General features: G+C 52.3%; 13 protein-coding genes, 16 tRNA genes and 1 rRNA gene (1 of these 30 cut by a window edge). 2 read left to right on the top strand and 28 right to left on the bottom strand.

Annotation, left to right across the window (positions count from 1 at the left end):
- Positions 1-37: 37 nt before the first annotated feature.
- Positions 38-700 (bottom strand): potassium channel family protein, encoded by a 663-nt coding sequence (locus GCU45_RS20580; protein WP_152400178.1) that lies wholly within the window; start codon positions 698-700, stop codon positions 38-40.
- A 217-nt stretch (positions 701-917) separates the two neighbouring features.
- Here GCU45_RS20580 and GCU45_RS20575 point away from each other — a divergent pair, with 217 nt between their 5' ends.
- Positions 918-1,151 carry a small acid-soluble spore protein SspI gene (locus tag GCU45_RS20575; RefSeq protein WP_076175171.1) on the top strand — a complete coding sequence of 78 codons (234 nt, stop codon included), beginning with the start codon at positions 918-920 and terminating at the stop codon, positions 1,149-1,151.
- A 93-nt stretch (positions 1,152-1,244) separates the two neighbouring features.
- Here the strand turns inward: GCU45_RS20575 and GCU45_RS20570 are convergent, their stop codons facing one another.
- The 3 genes from GCU45_RS20570 to GCU45_RS20560 form a co-directional block, all read right to left on the bottom strand.
- Complete coding sequence (locus tag GCU45_RS20570) at positions 1,245-2,828, bottom strand: peptide chain release factor 3 (protein WP_105442011.1); 1,584 nt, start codon at positions 2,826-2,828, stop codon at positions 1,245-1,247.
- A 147-nt stretch (positions 2,829-2,975) separates the two neighbouring features.
- Positions 2,976-4,526: a glucose-6-phosphate dehydrogenase gene (zwf, locus tag GCU45_RS20565; protein ID WP_152400176.1), complete on the bottom strand. Its 1,551-nt coding sequence runs from the start codon at positions 4,524-4,526 to the stop codon at positions 2,976-2,978.
- Positions 4,527-4,694: 168 nt separating this feature from the next.
- Positions 4,695-5,459 carry a YwmB family TATA-box binding protein gene (locus GCU45_RS20560; RefSeq protein ID WP_152400175.1) on the bottom strand — a complete coding sequence of 255 codons (765 nt, stop codon included), beginning with the start codon at positions 5,457-5,459 and terminating at the stop codon, positions 4,695-4,697.
- Between the two features lie 175 nt (positions 5,460-5,634).
- Here GCU45_RS20560 and GCU45_RS20555 point away from each other — a divergent pair, with 175 nt between their 5' ends.
- On the top strand, positions 5,635-5,967 hold the full coding sequence (locus GCU45_RS20555; protein ID WP_152400173.1) for a hypothetical protein: 333 nt from the start codon (positions 5,635-5,637) through the stop codon (positions 5,965-5,967).
- Positions 5,968-6,074: 107 nt separating this feature from the next.
- Here the strand turns inward: GCU45_RS20555 and GCU45_RS20550 are convergent, their stop codons facing one another.
- The 24 genes from GCU45_RS20550 to GCU45_RS20435 form a co-directional block, all read right to left on the bottom strand.
- A complete protein-coding gene (locus GCU45_RS20550) occupies positions 6,075-6,722 on the bottom strand; it encodes a response regulator transcription factor (RefSeq protein WP_076175243.1) in 648 nt (215 codons plus the stop codon).
- Positions 6,703-7,785, bottom strand: coding sequence for a sensor histidine kinase (locus GCU45_RS20545; protein ID WP_152400172.1), 1,083 nt, complete (start codon positions 7,783-7,785; stop codon positions 6,703-6,705). The genes GCU45_RS20550 and GCU45_RS20545 overlap by 20 nt, the downstream gene beginning before the upstream one ends.
- A gap of 15 nt (positions 7,786-7,800) precedes the next feature.
- On the bottom strand, positions 7,801-8,448 hold the full coding sequence (liaF, locus tag GCU45_RS20540; RefSeq protein WP_076175183.1) for a cell wall-active antibiotics response protein LiaF: 648 nt from the start codon (positions 8,446-8,448) through the stop codon (positions 7,801-7,803).
- Between the two features lie 173 nt (positions 8,449-8,621).
- Entirely contained in the window at positions 8,622-9,326 is a 705-nt protein-coding gene (locus tag GCU45_RS20535) for a PspA/IM30 family protein (protein WP_145137200.1), read from the bottom strand.
- A 3-nt stretch (positions 9,327-9,329) separates the two neighbouring features.
- Complete coding sequence (locus GCU45_RS20530; RefSeq protein ID WP_152400169.1) at positions 9,330-9,818, bottom strand: PspC domain-containing protein; 489 nt, start codon at positions 9,816-9,818, stop codon at positions 9,330-9,332.
- Positions 9,819-9,822: 4 nt separating this feature from the next.
- Positions 9,823-10,497, bottom strand: coding sequence for a PspA/IM30 family protein (locus tag GCU45_RS20525; RefSeq protein ID WP_076175189.1), 675 nt, complete (start codon positions 10,495-10,497; stop codon positions 9,823-9,825).
- A gap of 78 nt (positions 10,498-10,575) precedes the next feature.
- A complete protein-coding gene (locus tag GCU45_RS20520; protein ID WP_076175192.1) occupies positions 10,576-10,881 on the bottom strand; it encodes a LiaF transmembrane domain-containing protein in 306 nt (101 codons plus the stop codon).
- 740 nt (positions 10,882-11,621) lie between these two features.
- Positions 11,622-11,701 (bottom strand) — tRNA-Leu (locus GCU45_RS20515).
- Between the two features lie 18 nt (positions 11,702-11,719).
- A tRNA-Arg gene (locus GCU45_RS20510) sits at positions 11,720-11,796 on the bottom strand.
- Between the two features lie 12 nt (positions 11,797-11,808).
- Positions 11,809-11,882 (bottom strand) — tRNA-Cys (locus GCU45_RS20505).
- A 9-nt stretch (positions 11,883-11,891) separates the two neighbouring features.
- A tRNA-Gly gene (locus GCU45_RS20500) sits at positions 11,892-11,966 on the bottom strand.
- A gap of 6 nt (positions 11,967-11,972) precedes the next feature.
- Positions 11,973-12,047: transfer RNA gene (locus tag GCU45_RS20495), tRNA-Gln, on the bottom strand.
- A 22-nt stretch (positions 12,048-12,069) separates the two neighbouring features.
- A tRNA-His gene (locus GCU45_RS20490) sits at positions 12,070-12,145 on the bottom strand.
- Positions 12,146-12,176: 31 nt separating this feature from the next.
- Positions 12,177-12,250, bottom strand: a tRNA-Trp gene (locus GCU45_RS20485).
- A gap of 10 nt (positions 12,251-12,260) precedes the next feature.
- A tRNA-Tyr gene (locus GCU45_RS20480) sits at positions 12,261-12,346 on the bottom strand.
- 3 nt (positions 12,347-12,349) lie between these two features.
- Positions 12,350-12,425: transfer RNA gene (locus GCU45_RS20475), tRNA-Thr, on the bottom strand.
- A gap of 23 nt (positions 12,426-12,448) precedes the next feature.
- Positions 12,449-12,524 (bottom strand) — tRNA-Phe (locus tag GCU45_RS20470).
- A gap of 57 nt (positions 12,525-12,581) precedes the next feature.
- Positions 12,582-12,658, bottom strand: a tRNA-Asp gene (locus tag GCU45_RS20465).
- A gap of 37 nt (positions 12,659-12,695) precedes the next feature.
- Positions 12,696-12,769 (bottom strand) — tRNA-Met (locus tag GCU45_RS20460).
- A 35-nt stretch (positions 12,770-12,804) separates the two neighbouring features.
- Positions 12,805-12,880, bottom strand: a tRNA-Val gene (locus GCU45_RS20455).
- A gap of 207 nt (positions 12,881-13,087) precedes the next feature.
- Positions 13,088-13,162 (bottom strand) — tRNA-Glu (locus GCU45_RS20450).
- Positions 13,163-13,171: 9 nt separating this feature from the next.
- A tRNA-Ser gene (locus GCU45_RS20445) sits at positions 13,172-13,263 on the bottom strand.
- Between the two features lie 4 nt (positions 13,264-13,267).
- A tRNA-Asn gene (locus tag GCU45_RS20440) sits at positions 13,268-13,343 on the bottom strand.
- Positions 13,344-13,477: 134 nt separating this feature from the next.
- Positions 13,478-15,515: ribosomal RNA gene (locus tag GCU45_RS20435) — 23S ribosomal RNA — on the bottom strand; it runs 893 nt beyond the window's last position.

Raw genomic sequence — 15,515 nt, 5'->3', positions numbered from 1 at the left:
TCTGCCTCAGCACGAGGTTCTCGCGCTGAGGATCGGATCACTTCGGATAAGCGAGCTCCAGCTTGGTCAAATCGCTTTTTTCGCCGACGATAACGAGTACGTCGTCTTCGCCCAACGGGGCGTCGGCATACGGCGAAATATCCATCTTTGTACCGTGCTTGATCGCCATGACGTTGCAGCCGAAGCGGGCGCGAATGTCGAGCTCCCTCAAGTTTTTGCCGACCATGTCCTGCGAAGCCTTTAATTCCAAAATGCTGTAGTCTTCGGAAATCTCGATGTAATCCAAAATATTCGGCGAAGTGAGATGGTGGGCGACCCGCATACCCATATCCCGCTCCGGAAAAATCACTTTATCGGCGCCGATCTTTTGCAAAACCTTGCCGTGCAACTCATTTTGCGCCTTGACGATAATCGTTCCGACCCCAAGATCCTTCAGGATGAGCGTCGTCAAAATACTGGATTGGATGTCTTCGCCGATGGCGACAACCACCACGTCAAAATTGCGGATGCCCAGGGCACGAAGCGCCTCTTCATCCGTTGAATCCGCTGATACGGCATGCGTAACCATATTCGATACCGCCTGGGTGCGCTGTTCATCCGAATCGATGGCAAGCACGTCAAACCCCATCTCGCTCAGTGTGTTTGCAACACTGGAGCCAAAGCGCCCCATACCGATGACGGCGTACTGCTTTTTCGCCATATGTTAACCTCCACGACTATAAGAAGTCTATCCTGATTATTATATCACAGCGGGTGAAAAACTTGAATTTTGCCACCCGCCTCGGGGCACATTACTAAAGAATATCATTACAATTCAGACTGAGCCCTGGGAAGCAGAACTGCGTCCGCACGTTATATGGAAGCGGGCGGCTCTGATGTGAAGGGTTCAAACTTTTTAGCCTGGAGGGAAAACGATCATGTCAATTCTTCTCGACCTGCGCCAAGCTATTGTCCATAAGGTCCATGATTCCAATGAAGCCGAGCTTCGTGAAATGATTGAAGGATCCGTCGACGGTCCGGAGCAGGCACTCCCCGGCTTGGGAGCGATCTTTGAGATGATGTGGAAAAATATCGACACGAAGCAGCAGAACGAGCTCGTCCATGTGGCTCATGAGCACCTCAAGACGATTAAGCCGGGTCCATTGACTTAACAAAGACGCCGGTGCTTTTACCGCAATGACAAATACCCCTCCGCTGGGAAACAGCGGAGGGGTATTTCCTATATTACAAAAGCTTCAACAGTCTTAAGGAGCCGTCTCCAAAAACTTCGCGGTCGGATTTTTTTCCATCGCGGTCCGCATCGCATATTCGTTTTCGAACAGCACGACATAGTTGCCCTTCTTATCCTTCACCAGCGTCGAGTTGATGCGGAATTTGCTCGGATCGATCTGATCGTCCACGATCCAGCGGGCGAACTGGTACGGCATCCGCTGCAGCTGCACATCCACACCGTACTCGCCTTTCATCCGGTATTCGAATACTTCGAACTGCAGCTGGCCGACAACGCCGAGAATCGTATCGTCGAAGCTGACCGTATGGAACACCTGAATGGTCCCTTCCTCCGTCAGCTGGTCGATGCCCTTCTGGTACTGCTTGTGCTTCAGGGCATTCTTGACCGTCACCTTCGAGAAAATCTCCGGCGAAAACGTCGGCAGCTCGTCAAAGACAATTTCGCTGCCTTGGCTCAGCGAGTCGCCGATCCGGAAAATGCCCGGGTCAAACAGCCCGATGATATCGCCAGGATACGCCTCATCGACGATGTCGCGGTCCTGTGCCAGGAACTGCTGCGGCTGCGACAGCTTGATGTCCTTGCCGACCCGCACATGCTTGACGGTCATGCCGCGCTGGAACTTGCCGGACACGATCCGCATGAAGGCGATGCGGTCCCGGTGCGCCGGGTTCATGTTCGCCTGGATTTTGAAAATGTATCCCGAGAACTTCTCGTTCGTCGGCTCGATCAACCCAGCCGTGCTGCGGCGCGGCTCCGGCGGCGGGGCCAGCTGCAGGAAGTTCTCCAGGAACGTCTGCACCCCGAAGTTGTTGATCGCACTGCCGAAGAACAGCGGCGTCAGTTCGCCTTTCTGTACCTTTTCCAGGTCAAATTGGTCCCCCGCCACGTCCAGCAGCTCCAGGTCCTGGCACAGCTGATCGTGCAGGTAATCCCCCGCCATCTCACGGATAACCGGGTCGTTATAGTCCTCCACCTTCTGTACCTGAATGGTCGAATGGTCGTTCCCCTGGAAGAGCTCGACCTGATTCTTCATGCGGTCGTAGACACCGCACAGCTCGCGTCCGGTCCCGATCGGCCAGTTCATCGGCACGGAGCGGATGCCAAGCACCTGCTCCAGCTCCTCCATCAGGTCGAACGGACTCCGGCCTTCCCGGTCGAGCTTGTTGATAAACGTAAAAATCGGAATGCCCCGCTTCGCGCAAACCTGGAACAGCTTGATCGTCTGGGCCTCGACCCCTTTGGCCACGTCGATCAGCATGACGGCGCTGTCGGCAGCGGTCAGCGTACGGTACGTATCTTCACTGAAGTCCTGGTGACCCGGGGTGTCCAGAATGTTGATCCGGTGTCCGTTATAATCGAACTGCATCACCGACGAAGTAACCGAAATCCCCCGCTGCTTCTCGATTTCCATCCAGTCACTGGTCGCGTGCTTGCTCGCTTTGCGCGCTTTGACTGTACCGGCCAGCCGGATCGCGCCGCCGAACAGGAGCAGCTTCTCCGTTAATGTCGTTTTACCTGCGTCCGGGTGGGAGATAATCGCGAACGTCCGGCGCTTCTCCACTTCCTGCTGCAGCGTATCATCTATCGCTTTGCTCATTTCACTATTCCCTTCATCACTAAAGTCATGTCTATTATTGTATCACATTCTCTACGCAAATCACCCCCATGCAGAGGCTGCATGAGGATGATTTCATTTCAGGCTATGTCTTTAGTGAAACATAAGGCAAGCACCGGTACAACGGTTTTATTTGCCAATCTGCCACACGACGTTGTCCTCTTCCTGGCCGTTCACCGGCCACCAGTGGAAGCCGTCCGCTTTCAGCAGTTCGTCCGTTTCCTTCGGTCCCCAGGACCCGGCAGGATAATAAGAGATATCGCCCTGGTTTTGCGCCCAGGCTTCGGCGATCTTATCGACGAAGGACCAGGCCGACGCCACTTCATCCCAGCGGGTGAAATACGTCGATTCGCCGCGGGCTGCATCATGCAGCAGGCGCTCATACGCTTCAGGCGAGTTGATGCCGACCATGCAGCTCTGGCAGAAGTCCATCGCTAGCGGCTCGATTTCATTTTCGGAGCCCGGCTTCTTCGCATTGATCTTTACGTAGATGCCTTCCATCGGGTTCACCCGGATGACCAGCAGGTTCGGTTCGAGCTTGTATTTTTTACCCAAATACACGTTGTTCGGCATGCTCTTGAATTCCACGACAATTTCCGTCGTTTTGACCGGGAGGCGTTTGCCTGTCCGGATATAGAACGGTACGCCCGCCCAGCGGAAATTATCCACGAACAGTCGCGCCGCAAAATACGTCTCCGTATTGGAATTCGGGTCGACCTTGTCCTCCTCACGGTAGGCCGGCAGGTCCTTACCGCGGGCAGAGCCCTTGATGTACTGGCCGCGGATGACGTTCTTCTTCACTTCTTCCGCTGTCTCGTAAGGCCGGAGCGAACGAAGCACCTTCACCTTCTCGTCGCGGATATCCTCCGGCAGCAGGCGGCTAGGCGGCTCCATCGCAATCATCGTCAGCATCTGCAGCATATGGTTTTGTCCCATATCCCGGAGTGCGCCGGCATGGTCGTAGTACCCTCCGCGCTCTTCAACACCGACGGTTTCGCTCAGCGTAATCTGAACGTTGGAAATATGCTTGTTGTTCCACAGCGGCTCGAAGAACGCGTTGGCAAACCGGATGACTTCGATATTCTGCACCATTTCCTTGCCCAGGTAGTGGTCGATCCGGTAAATCTCTTCTTCTTTAAAAACCTGGCGAATCTGTTTGTTCAGCTCTTCAGCCGATTTCAGATCGTAGCCGAACGGCTTCTCGATGACGAGGCGGTTCCAGCCTTCGGCATCCAGCATGCCACCCTTTTGCAGGTTAAACGATACGCTGCCGAACAGCTCCGGCGCCAGGGCCAGATAGAACAGGCGGTTGCCCGGAATGCCGAACTGCTTCTCCAGCTTCACCGTCTGTTCGTTTAATTCACGGAATCCGTCGACGTTGTTGATATCGAGGGACTTATATTCAAAATGCTGCGCAAACGTCTTCCAATTGTCGTTGTCCTCTGCCTTGTAACGGCAAAATTCCTGAATCGACTGGAAGATGTCCTCACGGAACTCCTCCTGGGTACGCGGACGCCGCGCGACGCCGATGACCGCAAAATCCTCGGCTAATTTACCTTCACGGTACAAACTATAAATGGCAGGAAACAGTTTGCGTTTGGCCAAATCCCCGGTTGCCCCGAAAATAAAAAATACAGCACCAGGTGTTTTGAGTGCTTCAAGATTTTGATTTTCAGTCATGGCTCCTCATTCTTTCTATGTCGTATTTTGGTCTCTTCAAAATCCCGATTTTACACCATAATTTGGTGGCATAAAATGATTGATGTCATTTTAGCACATTCATCAGCATGATGCTATCCGTTTAACTTGGTGGTAAATCAAAAATTTCTTTCTGCGTGCTAGGCAGGTCTAATACTCAATCGTAATGACCGGAAGCCCGATCGTCACCCGGCTGCTGCCGGTCGATTGATCCTCATGAACCGCCACCTGCATGTTCAGAACCTTTCCTCCGCTTTGGATGCCTGACCGCAATGAAGGCACCTCGTAAGCGTTGCTGACCGTAGTCGCATCCTCGTAGGATTCCGCTTTTGTCGCCGCCATATGTCTGAAAATGCCATCCTCTACCGCTTTCATGGTCGATCCGGCAGGATGCTCCCCTTTAACCGTTCCCTGCAAAGAAGCATTCCATTCAGCATCGATGCCGTTTTTGTGCAATGCCTGTCCGTATTCTGACTGGAGTTCGGTCAAGGCGCTCAGCTGCTCATCACCAGCCGCCTCCAGTTGAATAATAATATAACTGCGATCCTCTGAAATCTCCTGCCAGTTAAACCGCACATTAACGCCATTTTTCGTATCCACGACCCGGTATGTCAAGTGACCGCCTTCCGTCAGCTGCTGTACTCCCGGCAGATTCAGCGATTGGGACAGCCCCTCGGCCGCCTCGTACGCATCCTGATTTCCGTTGGCTTCCCAGTCTCCCTGCCACTTCACAACCAGACGCTGCGGCACGTCTACTACTTCATTTCCCAGCTTCAAGAGGGTGCGCAATTCTTCCGGATCCTGATGGGACGGCGCCGACGTCTGATTCGCGCTGTACCACAAATACCCCATCCATACCAAAGCCGCTATGCATACCGCCAAACCCAGACCTGCCCATCTCCGGACTGCCATCATCCCTCAACCATCCCTTCACCAGGAAATCTATCAATCTACTAAAAGGATGTCCGTTTCCGGGGCGATTATACCTAAAGCCGAACGATAGGCGAAATTGGGTGAATGACCATAGCCGCGTCCATAGGCGGTGAATACACTGGTTAATAAAAATGATAAGGGAGGTTCGCACACTTCCATGATCCCTATTTACCCATTAACAGAAGAAAATATTCGGCAGCACTGCGGCAAAATGGTCGCCGCCTGTATGTATGACGGCAGAGTATATACCGGAAAGCTGACCGAGTGCAAAGACGGCCATATTATTCTGAACGGGCCGGAAGGCACTCAGCTGCACGGCGCCAAAGTAAAGGGCGGCCATAAAAAACGCGCAAAGGGGCCTGTAGCCAAAGCTCCGGAAAAAGCCACCGTCCGCGCCTTCTATCCTTATTATCCGTATGGCTATGGGTTTGGATATGGGGCTGGCCTGGCGCTAAGTCTGGCTACCCTCGGGCTGCTGTTTTTGATTTAGCGGTCTTCAAAACTTACACATTATTATCTAAAAAAGCCCCTGGAAGCTATCCGCTCCTCAGGGGCTTTTCATCTGCTATGGATTAATTTGCTATGGATTCTATCCAACTATTCCGCCAGACCGTTCTTGTAAGCGTAGATCGCCGCCTGCGTGCGGTCGTCTACGCCCAGCTTCGCCAGGATGTTCGTCACATGAAACTTGACCGTTTTGATTCCAATGATGAGGTCATCGGCGATTTCCTGGTTGGACTTGCCCTGCGCCAATAGGCGGAGCACATCCATTTCGCGGTCAGTCAGCTCCTTGTGCGCCGGGGCCTCTACCTCCGGATGGCGGAACCGGTTCATCATCTTGGAGGCGACCTGCGATTCCAAGACCGATTGGCCGCGCGCCGCGGCGCGGATGGCGTCGGCGATTTCGCTTGCGCGCGACGTCTTCAGCAGGTAGCTGAATGCACCGGCCTCGATAACCGGGTACATTTTCTCGTCGTCCAAATAGCTTGTCAGCACGATTACCTTGCAGTCCGGGTACAGCTTCAGCAGCTGCCGCGTCGCCTCAATCCCGTCCATGCCCTCCATCACCAGGTCCATCAGGACGACGTCGGGTTTGTATTCCCGGGCAAGGCGGATGCCTTCCTCACCGCTGCCTGCCTCGCCGACGACTTCGATGCCGTCCTCAGTCCCCAGCACGGCCGCCAAACCGATCCGCACCATCTCGTGGTCATCGACGAGCAGCACTTTAATCATGGGTGTTTCCATTTCCAAGATCCTCACTCCCTGCTTTGTCTTCAGATACAATCGGCACGGTAATTTCGATTCGCGTACCCTTGCCGGGCGCCGTAATGATCTGGATCGATCCGCCGATTTCGTTGACGCGTTCCTGCATATTTGAAAGGCCGTAGGAGGCCTGTTTTGTCTCGTTTAGTTCAAAGCCCTGGCCGTCGTCACGCAGCATGACCCAGACCATGTCTTTCTTTTGGTGAATCCGGATTTCCATCTTATCTGCTTTGGCATGCCGGAGCGTGTTAGACATCGCCTCTTGGATGATGCGGAACAGATGGTTTTCGATTCCTTTTACCAGGTGGATGCCTTTGTCCATTTCAAACACGATTTCCATCGGGACCTTCACTTTGAGCTCTTTGATCAGCTCGCCGAGGCCTTGCTCCAGCGGCTTGCCTTCCAGATAGACCGGCCGGAGATGCAGCAGCAGCGCTCTCATTTCTGATTGGGCCACAGCGGCCATTTCTTCGATGAGCGCCACCTGGCGCTGGGCCTTGTCAAAATCCTTCTCAAGCGTCCTCCCCACGGCCGTCGCCGTCATCGATATCGCAAACAGCTGCTGTGATACCGCATCATGCAGCTCCCGCGCCAGACGCTGGCGCTCCTCTATGATCGCCGATATCCGCGCCTGCTCGGCCAGCTGGGCATTGTTCGTGGACAAGCGCTGAAGGGAGTTCACCTGCTCCTCCCACTTTTTGCTGATGCGCCCAAGCTGTTCGCCAAGGCGCCCGACCTCGTCGCCGCCAAGCTCCGGCACGGAGCGGGCGACGTTCCCTTTTTCCCAGGAGAGCAGCGTTTCCCGCAGCCGTTCCAGCTTCATTTTTACCCGGTAACTCTGATAGAACCCGAAGATAGCGCCCAGACCGATCGGAACCAGGATCAGCGTAGCACCGGCCTGCAGCGTTTTTTGCCAAGAATCAAACGGGGCCAAATAACCATATGTATAAAGTACGTAAAAAATGATCAGGAGCATAACAAAAGAAAGAAGGGCCCCCTCGCCCATGCTCCGGGAGACCATATTAGCCGGTTTTCTGGTTTTCATCAGGGAACCCACCTCCTATGACAGATCAATATCAACATCTCCTACCAGGTAGGAAATATGGAATTTAACTTTGTATTCGCTGGTCTCATAATTAGGGGATTTCCAGTTCAAACGGTTCATCAACCCGTTATCCCGGTGCCCTCTGAAATCGATCGCGCCGAACAGGACGAACACTTCAAGCTCCACCCCGTAATACTCCGGAATTTTGATGTCCGTATCCCCCATGATGCCTTGAAACATCATAACCGTACGGTGTTCCTCGGGGATCGCAAGCGACAAATCCAGATCGGCTTCGTTGATGACATGCCAGACGCTCTGGCTTCTCATAGCCCAAGGGACCTGATCCCAATTGTAATGCCCCGAAAATCCCTGCTTCTGCAGGTACCCGTCCCGATTTTGTACCTTCCTTGCCTTTACAAAAAACCATCCCAGGGAGATCAGCGCAATCCCCAGCACGATCAGCAAATGATCAATCAGCAGCAGGATGGCGCCCACCGCAACAAGACGGTAGCCTCTCTTCACTTTTCCGCCGCGAATCGTATAAATTCCCATAAGAATGAATAAGAGGGCGACGATGGTAAAAAAGCCGACCCACCTGCCGAAGAGCATGAGGAGGCCGATCCCGATGAGAATCAGCGCAATGAAGCGATTTCTTTTTTCCATGCCGCACCTCCTTATGATGTCTTGGTTTATCGGAAAAGTAAGACCGGAAAAGCCATAGGGTTGTGACGGGCACACTCCTTATGGCTTCACCGGGATCCAGGAAGATGTGAATGAGGTCTCGCGCCCTTATTCCATTCTTCCTAGCATATCATATTGTCCGCAGAATTGAATACTTATTCTTTATTCGATTTGGAAGGAGCGGCAGCCGTCGGGTTCAGCTTGCTTTTCAGCGCGCTGAGCTGTTCTTCCACCTTCAGCTGCTTCTCCGCATCGACCGGGCTGGTGAAAGCGGATGTTTCCGGACGGTAAGGGGCACGCATCACATCGGCTTCAGCTTCCATTTGCATGATCTTTTCTTCCATGCGGTGGAATCCAAGGGACGCGCTGCCGCTTTCGATCGTATGCAGGCTGCTGATTTGAGACATTTGCTTTTTGGCTTTCGCCATTTGCGCCCGGGCTACGAGCTCATTGCGCTTGTTGCGCATTTTGTAGAACTCGTCTTTCATGTCATGGAGCTGCTGTACCAGTTCTTTGGCTTGCGCCTCGGATTGAGCGTGCAGTTCTTGGTACTCGGACAGTTTTTGGTCAAAATAAATCTTTTCCTCGAGCAGCTTGCGCGCTACTTCTTCCTGGCCGTTACGAAGTGCCAGTTCAGCTTGAGCCTCACGTTGGCCGGCCATCTTCACGGCTTCTTCCACGCGTTGCTTCATGCGGCGTTCATTGGCCATTTGCTTCGCTACTGTAACTTCCGCGTCATGGATTTCTGCCTCCATATCGCGCAGATACTGGTTCAGCATAATTACCGGATCTTCAACTTTATCCAATACCTCGTTCACCGATGCTTTCGTCATATCCTTAATTCTTTTAAATACTCCCATGTTTTACACTTCTCCCTTCTCGTACTTAGATAATTTTTTTTTCAATTCCTCAAGCTCTTTCTTCATGGCTTTCTTCTCGATATCTTCCATCATGGCGTCCAGGTCGGATGCGGACGAGCTGTATCCGCCCGGTCTGCCTCCGCCGTATGGCGAACCGTTGTATTTGGCTCTAGGGTCAAAAGATTGGGCACCATAAGCGCCGTTGCCTTGCTGACCGTTGCCGTAGTAGCTGCCGGACCCCATACTATTGCCGTAGTATCCGCCCCCAGCTACCCCCGACCCCGGTCCATATGGATTAAAAGGTGTCGTTGGTTCTTTAGGGATGACCAAAGCCGCGATAAAGTAGATGAACAGCGTGGTCCCGCCGGTAAATGGGATACTGATCAAGAACAGGATCCGCAGCAGCGTGGAATCGATGCCTAAGGTATCGGACAGACCGCCGCACAAACCGGTAACCATTTTATCGCGGGTCGATCGGTATAGCTTGCTCATGACGTTACTCCTTTCCGCTGTTGTTCAGCTTTTCCTTCAGGCGGGCCAGCTCCCTTTCCAGCACGCTGGATACCGTTCCGCTGGCTTGCTCGAACAGTTCCTGACCGCCGCGGCGCAGGTCGCGCAGACTGCGTGCTTCAAATTCCCAATCGGAAATGCGGTCTTCCAGACGGTTGAACATCTTGGGAACATCCTGTCCGCCAAAACCTTCCATGCGCTGATTCATCCGCTGCTGAAGTCTGAGGGTTTCCATTCGTGCCGCGTAGTATTGACGTTTGCTGTACACGGTTTGGTACTCCAATTTCAGGTCGTTCAGCTGATTTTCCAGCTCGGTGAGCGACTGGCGGGTTGTATCCAGCAGTCCTCCGTATTGCTCGAGCTTTTCTTCATAGATGATTTTTTCCTGCAGTGCGAGCTTGGCTAGATGATCCTCGCCGGCCTTCAGAGCCAGCAGCGCCTGCTCCTCACGCTTTTCCTTCATGTTAGATGCCTGATCCACTTGCTGCTTCAGCTGTCTCACATGAGCGGAGTACTGCTGAACGAGCTTCTCGGCTTCCATAATATCGTCACGCGTTGATGCCAAAAACTGATCGATCAACCGTACCGGGTCCTGACTTTGTTCCAAACGTTCATTTAATGTCGCTACAGTGATATCCCGTACCCTGCGAAATACGCTCATCTGTTCTTGCTCCCTCCTTATAAGCTGTGATCGCCTATTCGTTTGATTGTATTTATTGAAGGTAATTCTTTGTTACCGTTACATCCACTTCGACGACTTCTTACCTTTCAGCAGCATAATCCCGAACACTACCAGGGCAATTCCCAGCAGCGGTCCGATGATCCAGGACAGCTTCGCCAGAAGTCCCATGACACCGAATGCGAGGATAATCGTACCGATGACCACCTTACCTCTGCGAATTCCATAATAGCCGAGCACGATCATCAGGATCGGGAAGATCAATCCGATCAGCCTGCCGAATAATGGAGCGAATACTCCCAGGAGCATCAGTGCACCGATTGCGATCAATACGATCGCCCAACCAGAAGTTTTATTTGTTCTCATGCATTGTCACCGCCTTTCGTTTGTATCAACCTTATGACTCTATTTTAGGTTCTATCCGGGTTTTCCAAAACGGACCCCAGACGGTTTTTAATCCTAGACCTAAGTCGGGGGATGGCTCGGACCTTAGACGAAGCAAGCCTTTTCTGCATGTAATTCGGCAGCCACATCCCCCACTGGCAGCTCCAATATCTCGCTAATAAAACATGAACGGCACGCACTGTGAGCTTTAATGAGCAGTCTATTCATACAAAGCTTGGGACAGGAATCGTTGGAGGCTCTGAGCAAGGGATTTAGCACTTAGCTAAATAAACATTGAGCCTGTTTAGCCCGGGTAAAGCCGGCTGGAATGGTTTATCAACGTTAAACAAGGAGGGGAAAACGTTCAAAGGGAGTAATGGTAGAACGAACGGATTGATCTCAGGATCCTGTTCAAGGCTGTTGTACACCCTCTTACTCCCAACTTACGAGGGCACGTCATATAAAGAGAACATCTATGCAGATAGGACCTACATAAAACAGCATGATACGAATTAAACGACATACAGCCATACAAATAAACGCAATACGAATTAAAATGGCCGTCTTTCTGCGGGATATCATCAGGTGGCTGATTGGAAGGAGAAGTGCAAGTGCAATATAGCGGGAAGTGAGATTAACGAACGACGAGTGATGGCTCGGTTTACAATGTTAGTCTATACAAGAAAAAGCCTTGGAAAGATATCCAAGGCTTTTCTCTATGATGCCGGTGAAGGGACTCGAACCCCCACGGTTTCCCTCACGATTTTGAGTCGCGCGCGTCTGCCAATTCCGCCACACCGGCATATTCAGTTAAAAAAAATGGCGCGCCCTAAGAGATTCGAACTCCTGACCTTTTGATTCGTAGTCAAACGCTCTATCCAGCTGAGCTAAGGGCGCATATGAAATTAATGGAGGCGCCACCCAGATTCGAACTGGGGATAAAGCTTTTGCAGAGCTGTGCCTTACCACTTGGCTATGGCGCCGAAATCAAATGGAGCGGACGACGGGAATCGAACCCGCGACCCTCGCCTTGGCAAGGCGATGCTCTACCGCTGAGCCACGTCCGCTTAAACTGGCTGGGGATATAGGATTCGAACCTATGCATGACGGAGTCAAAGTCCGTTGCCTTACCGCTTGGCTAATCCCCAACAAGATTGTCATTATAAGTTATGGGGCGATCGATGGGACTTGAACCCACGAATGCCGGAGCCACAATCCGGTGCGTTAACCCCTTCGCCACGACCGCCATAATAAAAGATATGAAGCTGTATTTCGAATGGCAGGGGCAGCAGGAATTGAACCCACACTAACGGTTTTGGAGACCGCTGTTCTACCTTTAAACTATGCCCCTATAATAAAACTGGTGGAGGCTGATGGATTCGAACCACCGAACTCGTACGAGAACAGATTTACAGTCTGCTGCGTTTGGCCACTTCGCTAAGCCTCCATATGGTGCCGGCGAGAGGACTTGAACCCCCAACCTACTGATTACAAGTCAGTTGCTCTACCAATTGAGCTACACCGGCTTTTTTGCTTGTTATTAAATTCATGGTGGCTCGGGACGGAATCGAACCGCCGACACGAGGATTTTCAGTCCTCTGCTCTACCGACTGAGCTACCGAGCCTAATTTTGTTTCTATTAAGAGCATGATTGCAACAAACTAAACTCTCAAGAAAATAAATGGCGGAACCGACGGGATTCGAACCCGCGATCTCCTGCGTGACAGGCAGGCATGTTAGGCCTCTACACCACGGTTCCACGGCCAATTATGTATCTCCATACGTAAGGAGATAAATTGCGGGGGCAGGATTTGAACCTGCGACCTTCGGGTTATGAGCCCGACGAGCTACCGGACTGCTCCACCCCGCGTCATTAAAAAATATTTATTTTCTTTAGAGTATACATGGTGGAGGCTGAGGGGATCGAACCCCCGACCCTCTGCTTGTAAGGCAGATGCTCTCCCAGCTGAGCTAAGCCTCCATAAGAAACACTTTTAATATCTTAGCAGATAAACCACTAAAAATGCAAGTACTATTTCGTTGGGATTCCCATCCCTAATGATAATAGTGTAAGTGGTGACCCGTATGGGATACTCTCACTTCGTTCGAGACTGCGATGTATATGCTATCGAAGTAACGCTCCGACGAACCCTTTTTGGATTCTCATCCCTGATGCAAGCAATGAAAATGGTGACCCGTATGGGATTCGAACCCATGTTACCTCCGTGAAAGGGAGGTGTCTTAACCCCTTGACCAACGGGCCAAACTATAATGGCGGAGAGAGAGGGATTCGAACCCTCGAGACGCTTTTGGCGCCTACACGATTTCCAATCGTGCTCCTTCGGCCAACTCGGACACCTCTCCATAATGGCTCCCCGAACAGGACTCGAACCTGTGACAACTCGATTAACAGTCGAGTGCTCTACCAACTGAGCTATCAGGGAACAATATTTAATTCAAGTGTTTGATCACCTGAAAACTAGATACGAAACGAATCTGCGCTTTAAGAATTATCGGGTCCCCGCCAAAGTACTCGGAATCAGCTTCAACGCTGTTCTTCACTTTGGTGGGTACTTTTTAGGATAAGCCCTCGACCGATTAGTATTGGTCAGCTCCATGCATTGCTGCACTTCCACCTCCAACCTATCTACCTCGTCGTCTACAAGGGGTCTTACATACTGGGAAATCTCATCTTGAGGGGGGCTTCACGCTTAGATGCTTTCAGCGCTTATCCCGTCCGTACGTAGCTACCCAGCCATGCTCCTGGCGGAACAACTGGTGCACCAGCGGTACGTCCATCCCGGTCCTCTCGTACTAAGGACAGCTCCTCTCAAATTTCCTACGCCCACGACAGATAGGGACCGAACTGTCTCACGACGTTCTGAACCCAGCTCGCGTACCGCTTTAATGGGCGAACAGCCCAACCCTTGGGACCTACTTCAGCCCCAGGATGCGATGAGCCGACATCGAGGTGCCAAACCTCCCCGTCGATGTGGACTCTTGGGGGAGATAAGCCTGTTATCCCCAGGGTAGCTTTTATCCGTTGAGCGATGGCCCTTCCATGCGGTACCACCGGATCACTAAGCCCGACTTTCGTCCCTGCTCGACTTGTAGGTCTCGCAGTCAAGCTCCCTTCTGCCTTTGCACTCTTCGAATGATTTCCAACCATTCTGAGGGAACCTTGGGGCGCCTCCGTTACTCTTTAGGAGGCGACCGCCCCAGTCAAACTGCCCACCTGACACTGTCCCCATACCGGTTTACGGTACCAGGTTAGAACCTAGATACGATCAGGGTGGTATCCCAACGGCGCCTCCACCCAAGCTGGCGCTCAGGTTTCAAAGGCTCCCACCTATCCTGTACAGATCGTACCCAAATCCAATATCAAGCTGCAGTAAAGCTCCATGGGGTCTTTCCGTCTTGTCGCGGGTAACCTGCATCTTCACAGGTATTAAAATTTCACCGGATCTCTCGTTGAGACAGCGCCCAAGTCGTTACGCCATTCGTGCGGGTCAGAATTTACCTGACAAGGAATTTCGCTACCTTAGGACCGTTATAGTTACGGCCGCCGTTTACTGGGGCTTCGGTTCACAGCTTCGGGTTTAACCCCTAACCGCTCCCCTTAACCTTCCAGCACCGGGCAGGCGTCAGCCCGTATACTTCGCCTTGCGGCTTCGCACAGACCTGTGTTTTTGCTAAACAGTCGCTTGGGCCTTTTCACTGCGGCCCCCTCGTGCTATTCACACTACCGGGGCACCCCTTCTCCCGAAGTTACGGGGTCATTTTGCCGAGTTCCTTAACGAGAGTTCTTCCGCGCGCCTTAGAATTCTCTTCTCGCCTACCTGTGTCGGTTTGCGGTACGGGCACCTTCACCTGGTTAGAGGCTTTTCTTGGCAGTGTGAGATCATGACCTTCGGTACTGTAATTTTCCCTCCCCATCACAGCCCAGCCTTAATAGTGTGCGGATTTGCCTACACACCAGCCTCACTGCTTGGACGAGCATCCATCAGCTCGCGTCACTACCCTCCTGCGTCACCCCATCACTCATAACGGTTTACGGTGGTACAGGAATTTCAACCTGTTGTCCTTCGATTACGCCTGTCGGCCTCACCTTAGGTCCCGACTTACCCTGAGCGGACGAGCCTTCCTCAGGAAACCTTGGGCTTTCGGCGGATCAGATTCTCACTGATCTTTTCGTTACTCATACCGGCATTCTCACTTGTATACGCTCCAGCACTCCTTACGGTATACCTTCAATGCTGTATACAACGCTCCCCTACCCCTGATGCATACGCATCAAGCCATAGCTTCGGTGGTGTGTTTAGCCCCGTTACATTTTCGGCGCAGAGTCACTCGACCAGTGAGCTATTACGCACTCTTTCAATGGTGGCTGCTTCTAAGCCAACATCCTGGTTGTCTGTGCAACTCCACATCCTTTCCCACTTAACACACACTTGGGGACCTTAGCTGATGGTCTGGGCTGTTTCCCTTTTGACAATGGATCTTAGCACTCACTGTCTGACTCCCGGTTACAAGTCTATGGCATTCGGAGTTTGACTGAGCTTGGTAACCCTTGCGGGCCCCGCACCCAATCAGTGCTCTACCTCCACGACTCTATT

It is taken from the genome of Paenibacillus cellulositrophicus (assembly GCF_009363095.1).
GTDB lineage: Bacteria > Bacillota > Bacilli > Paenibacillales > Paenibacillaceae > Paenibacillus_AQ > Paenibacillus_AQ favisporus.
The sequence above is the reverse complement of the archived record's forward strand: the minus strand, read 5'-3'. Positions and strand labels throughout refer to the sequence as shown.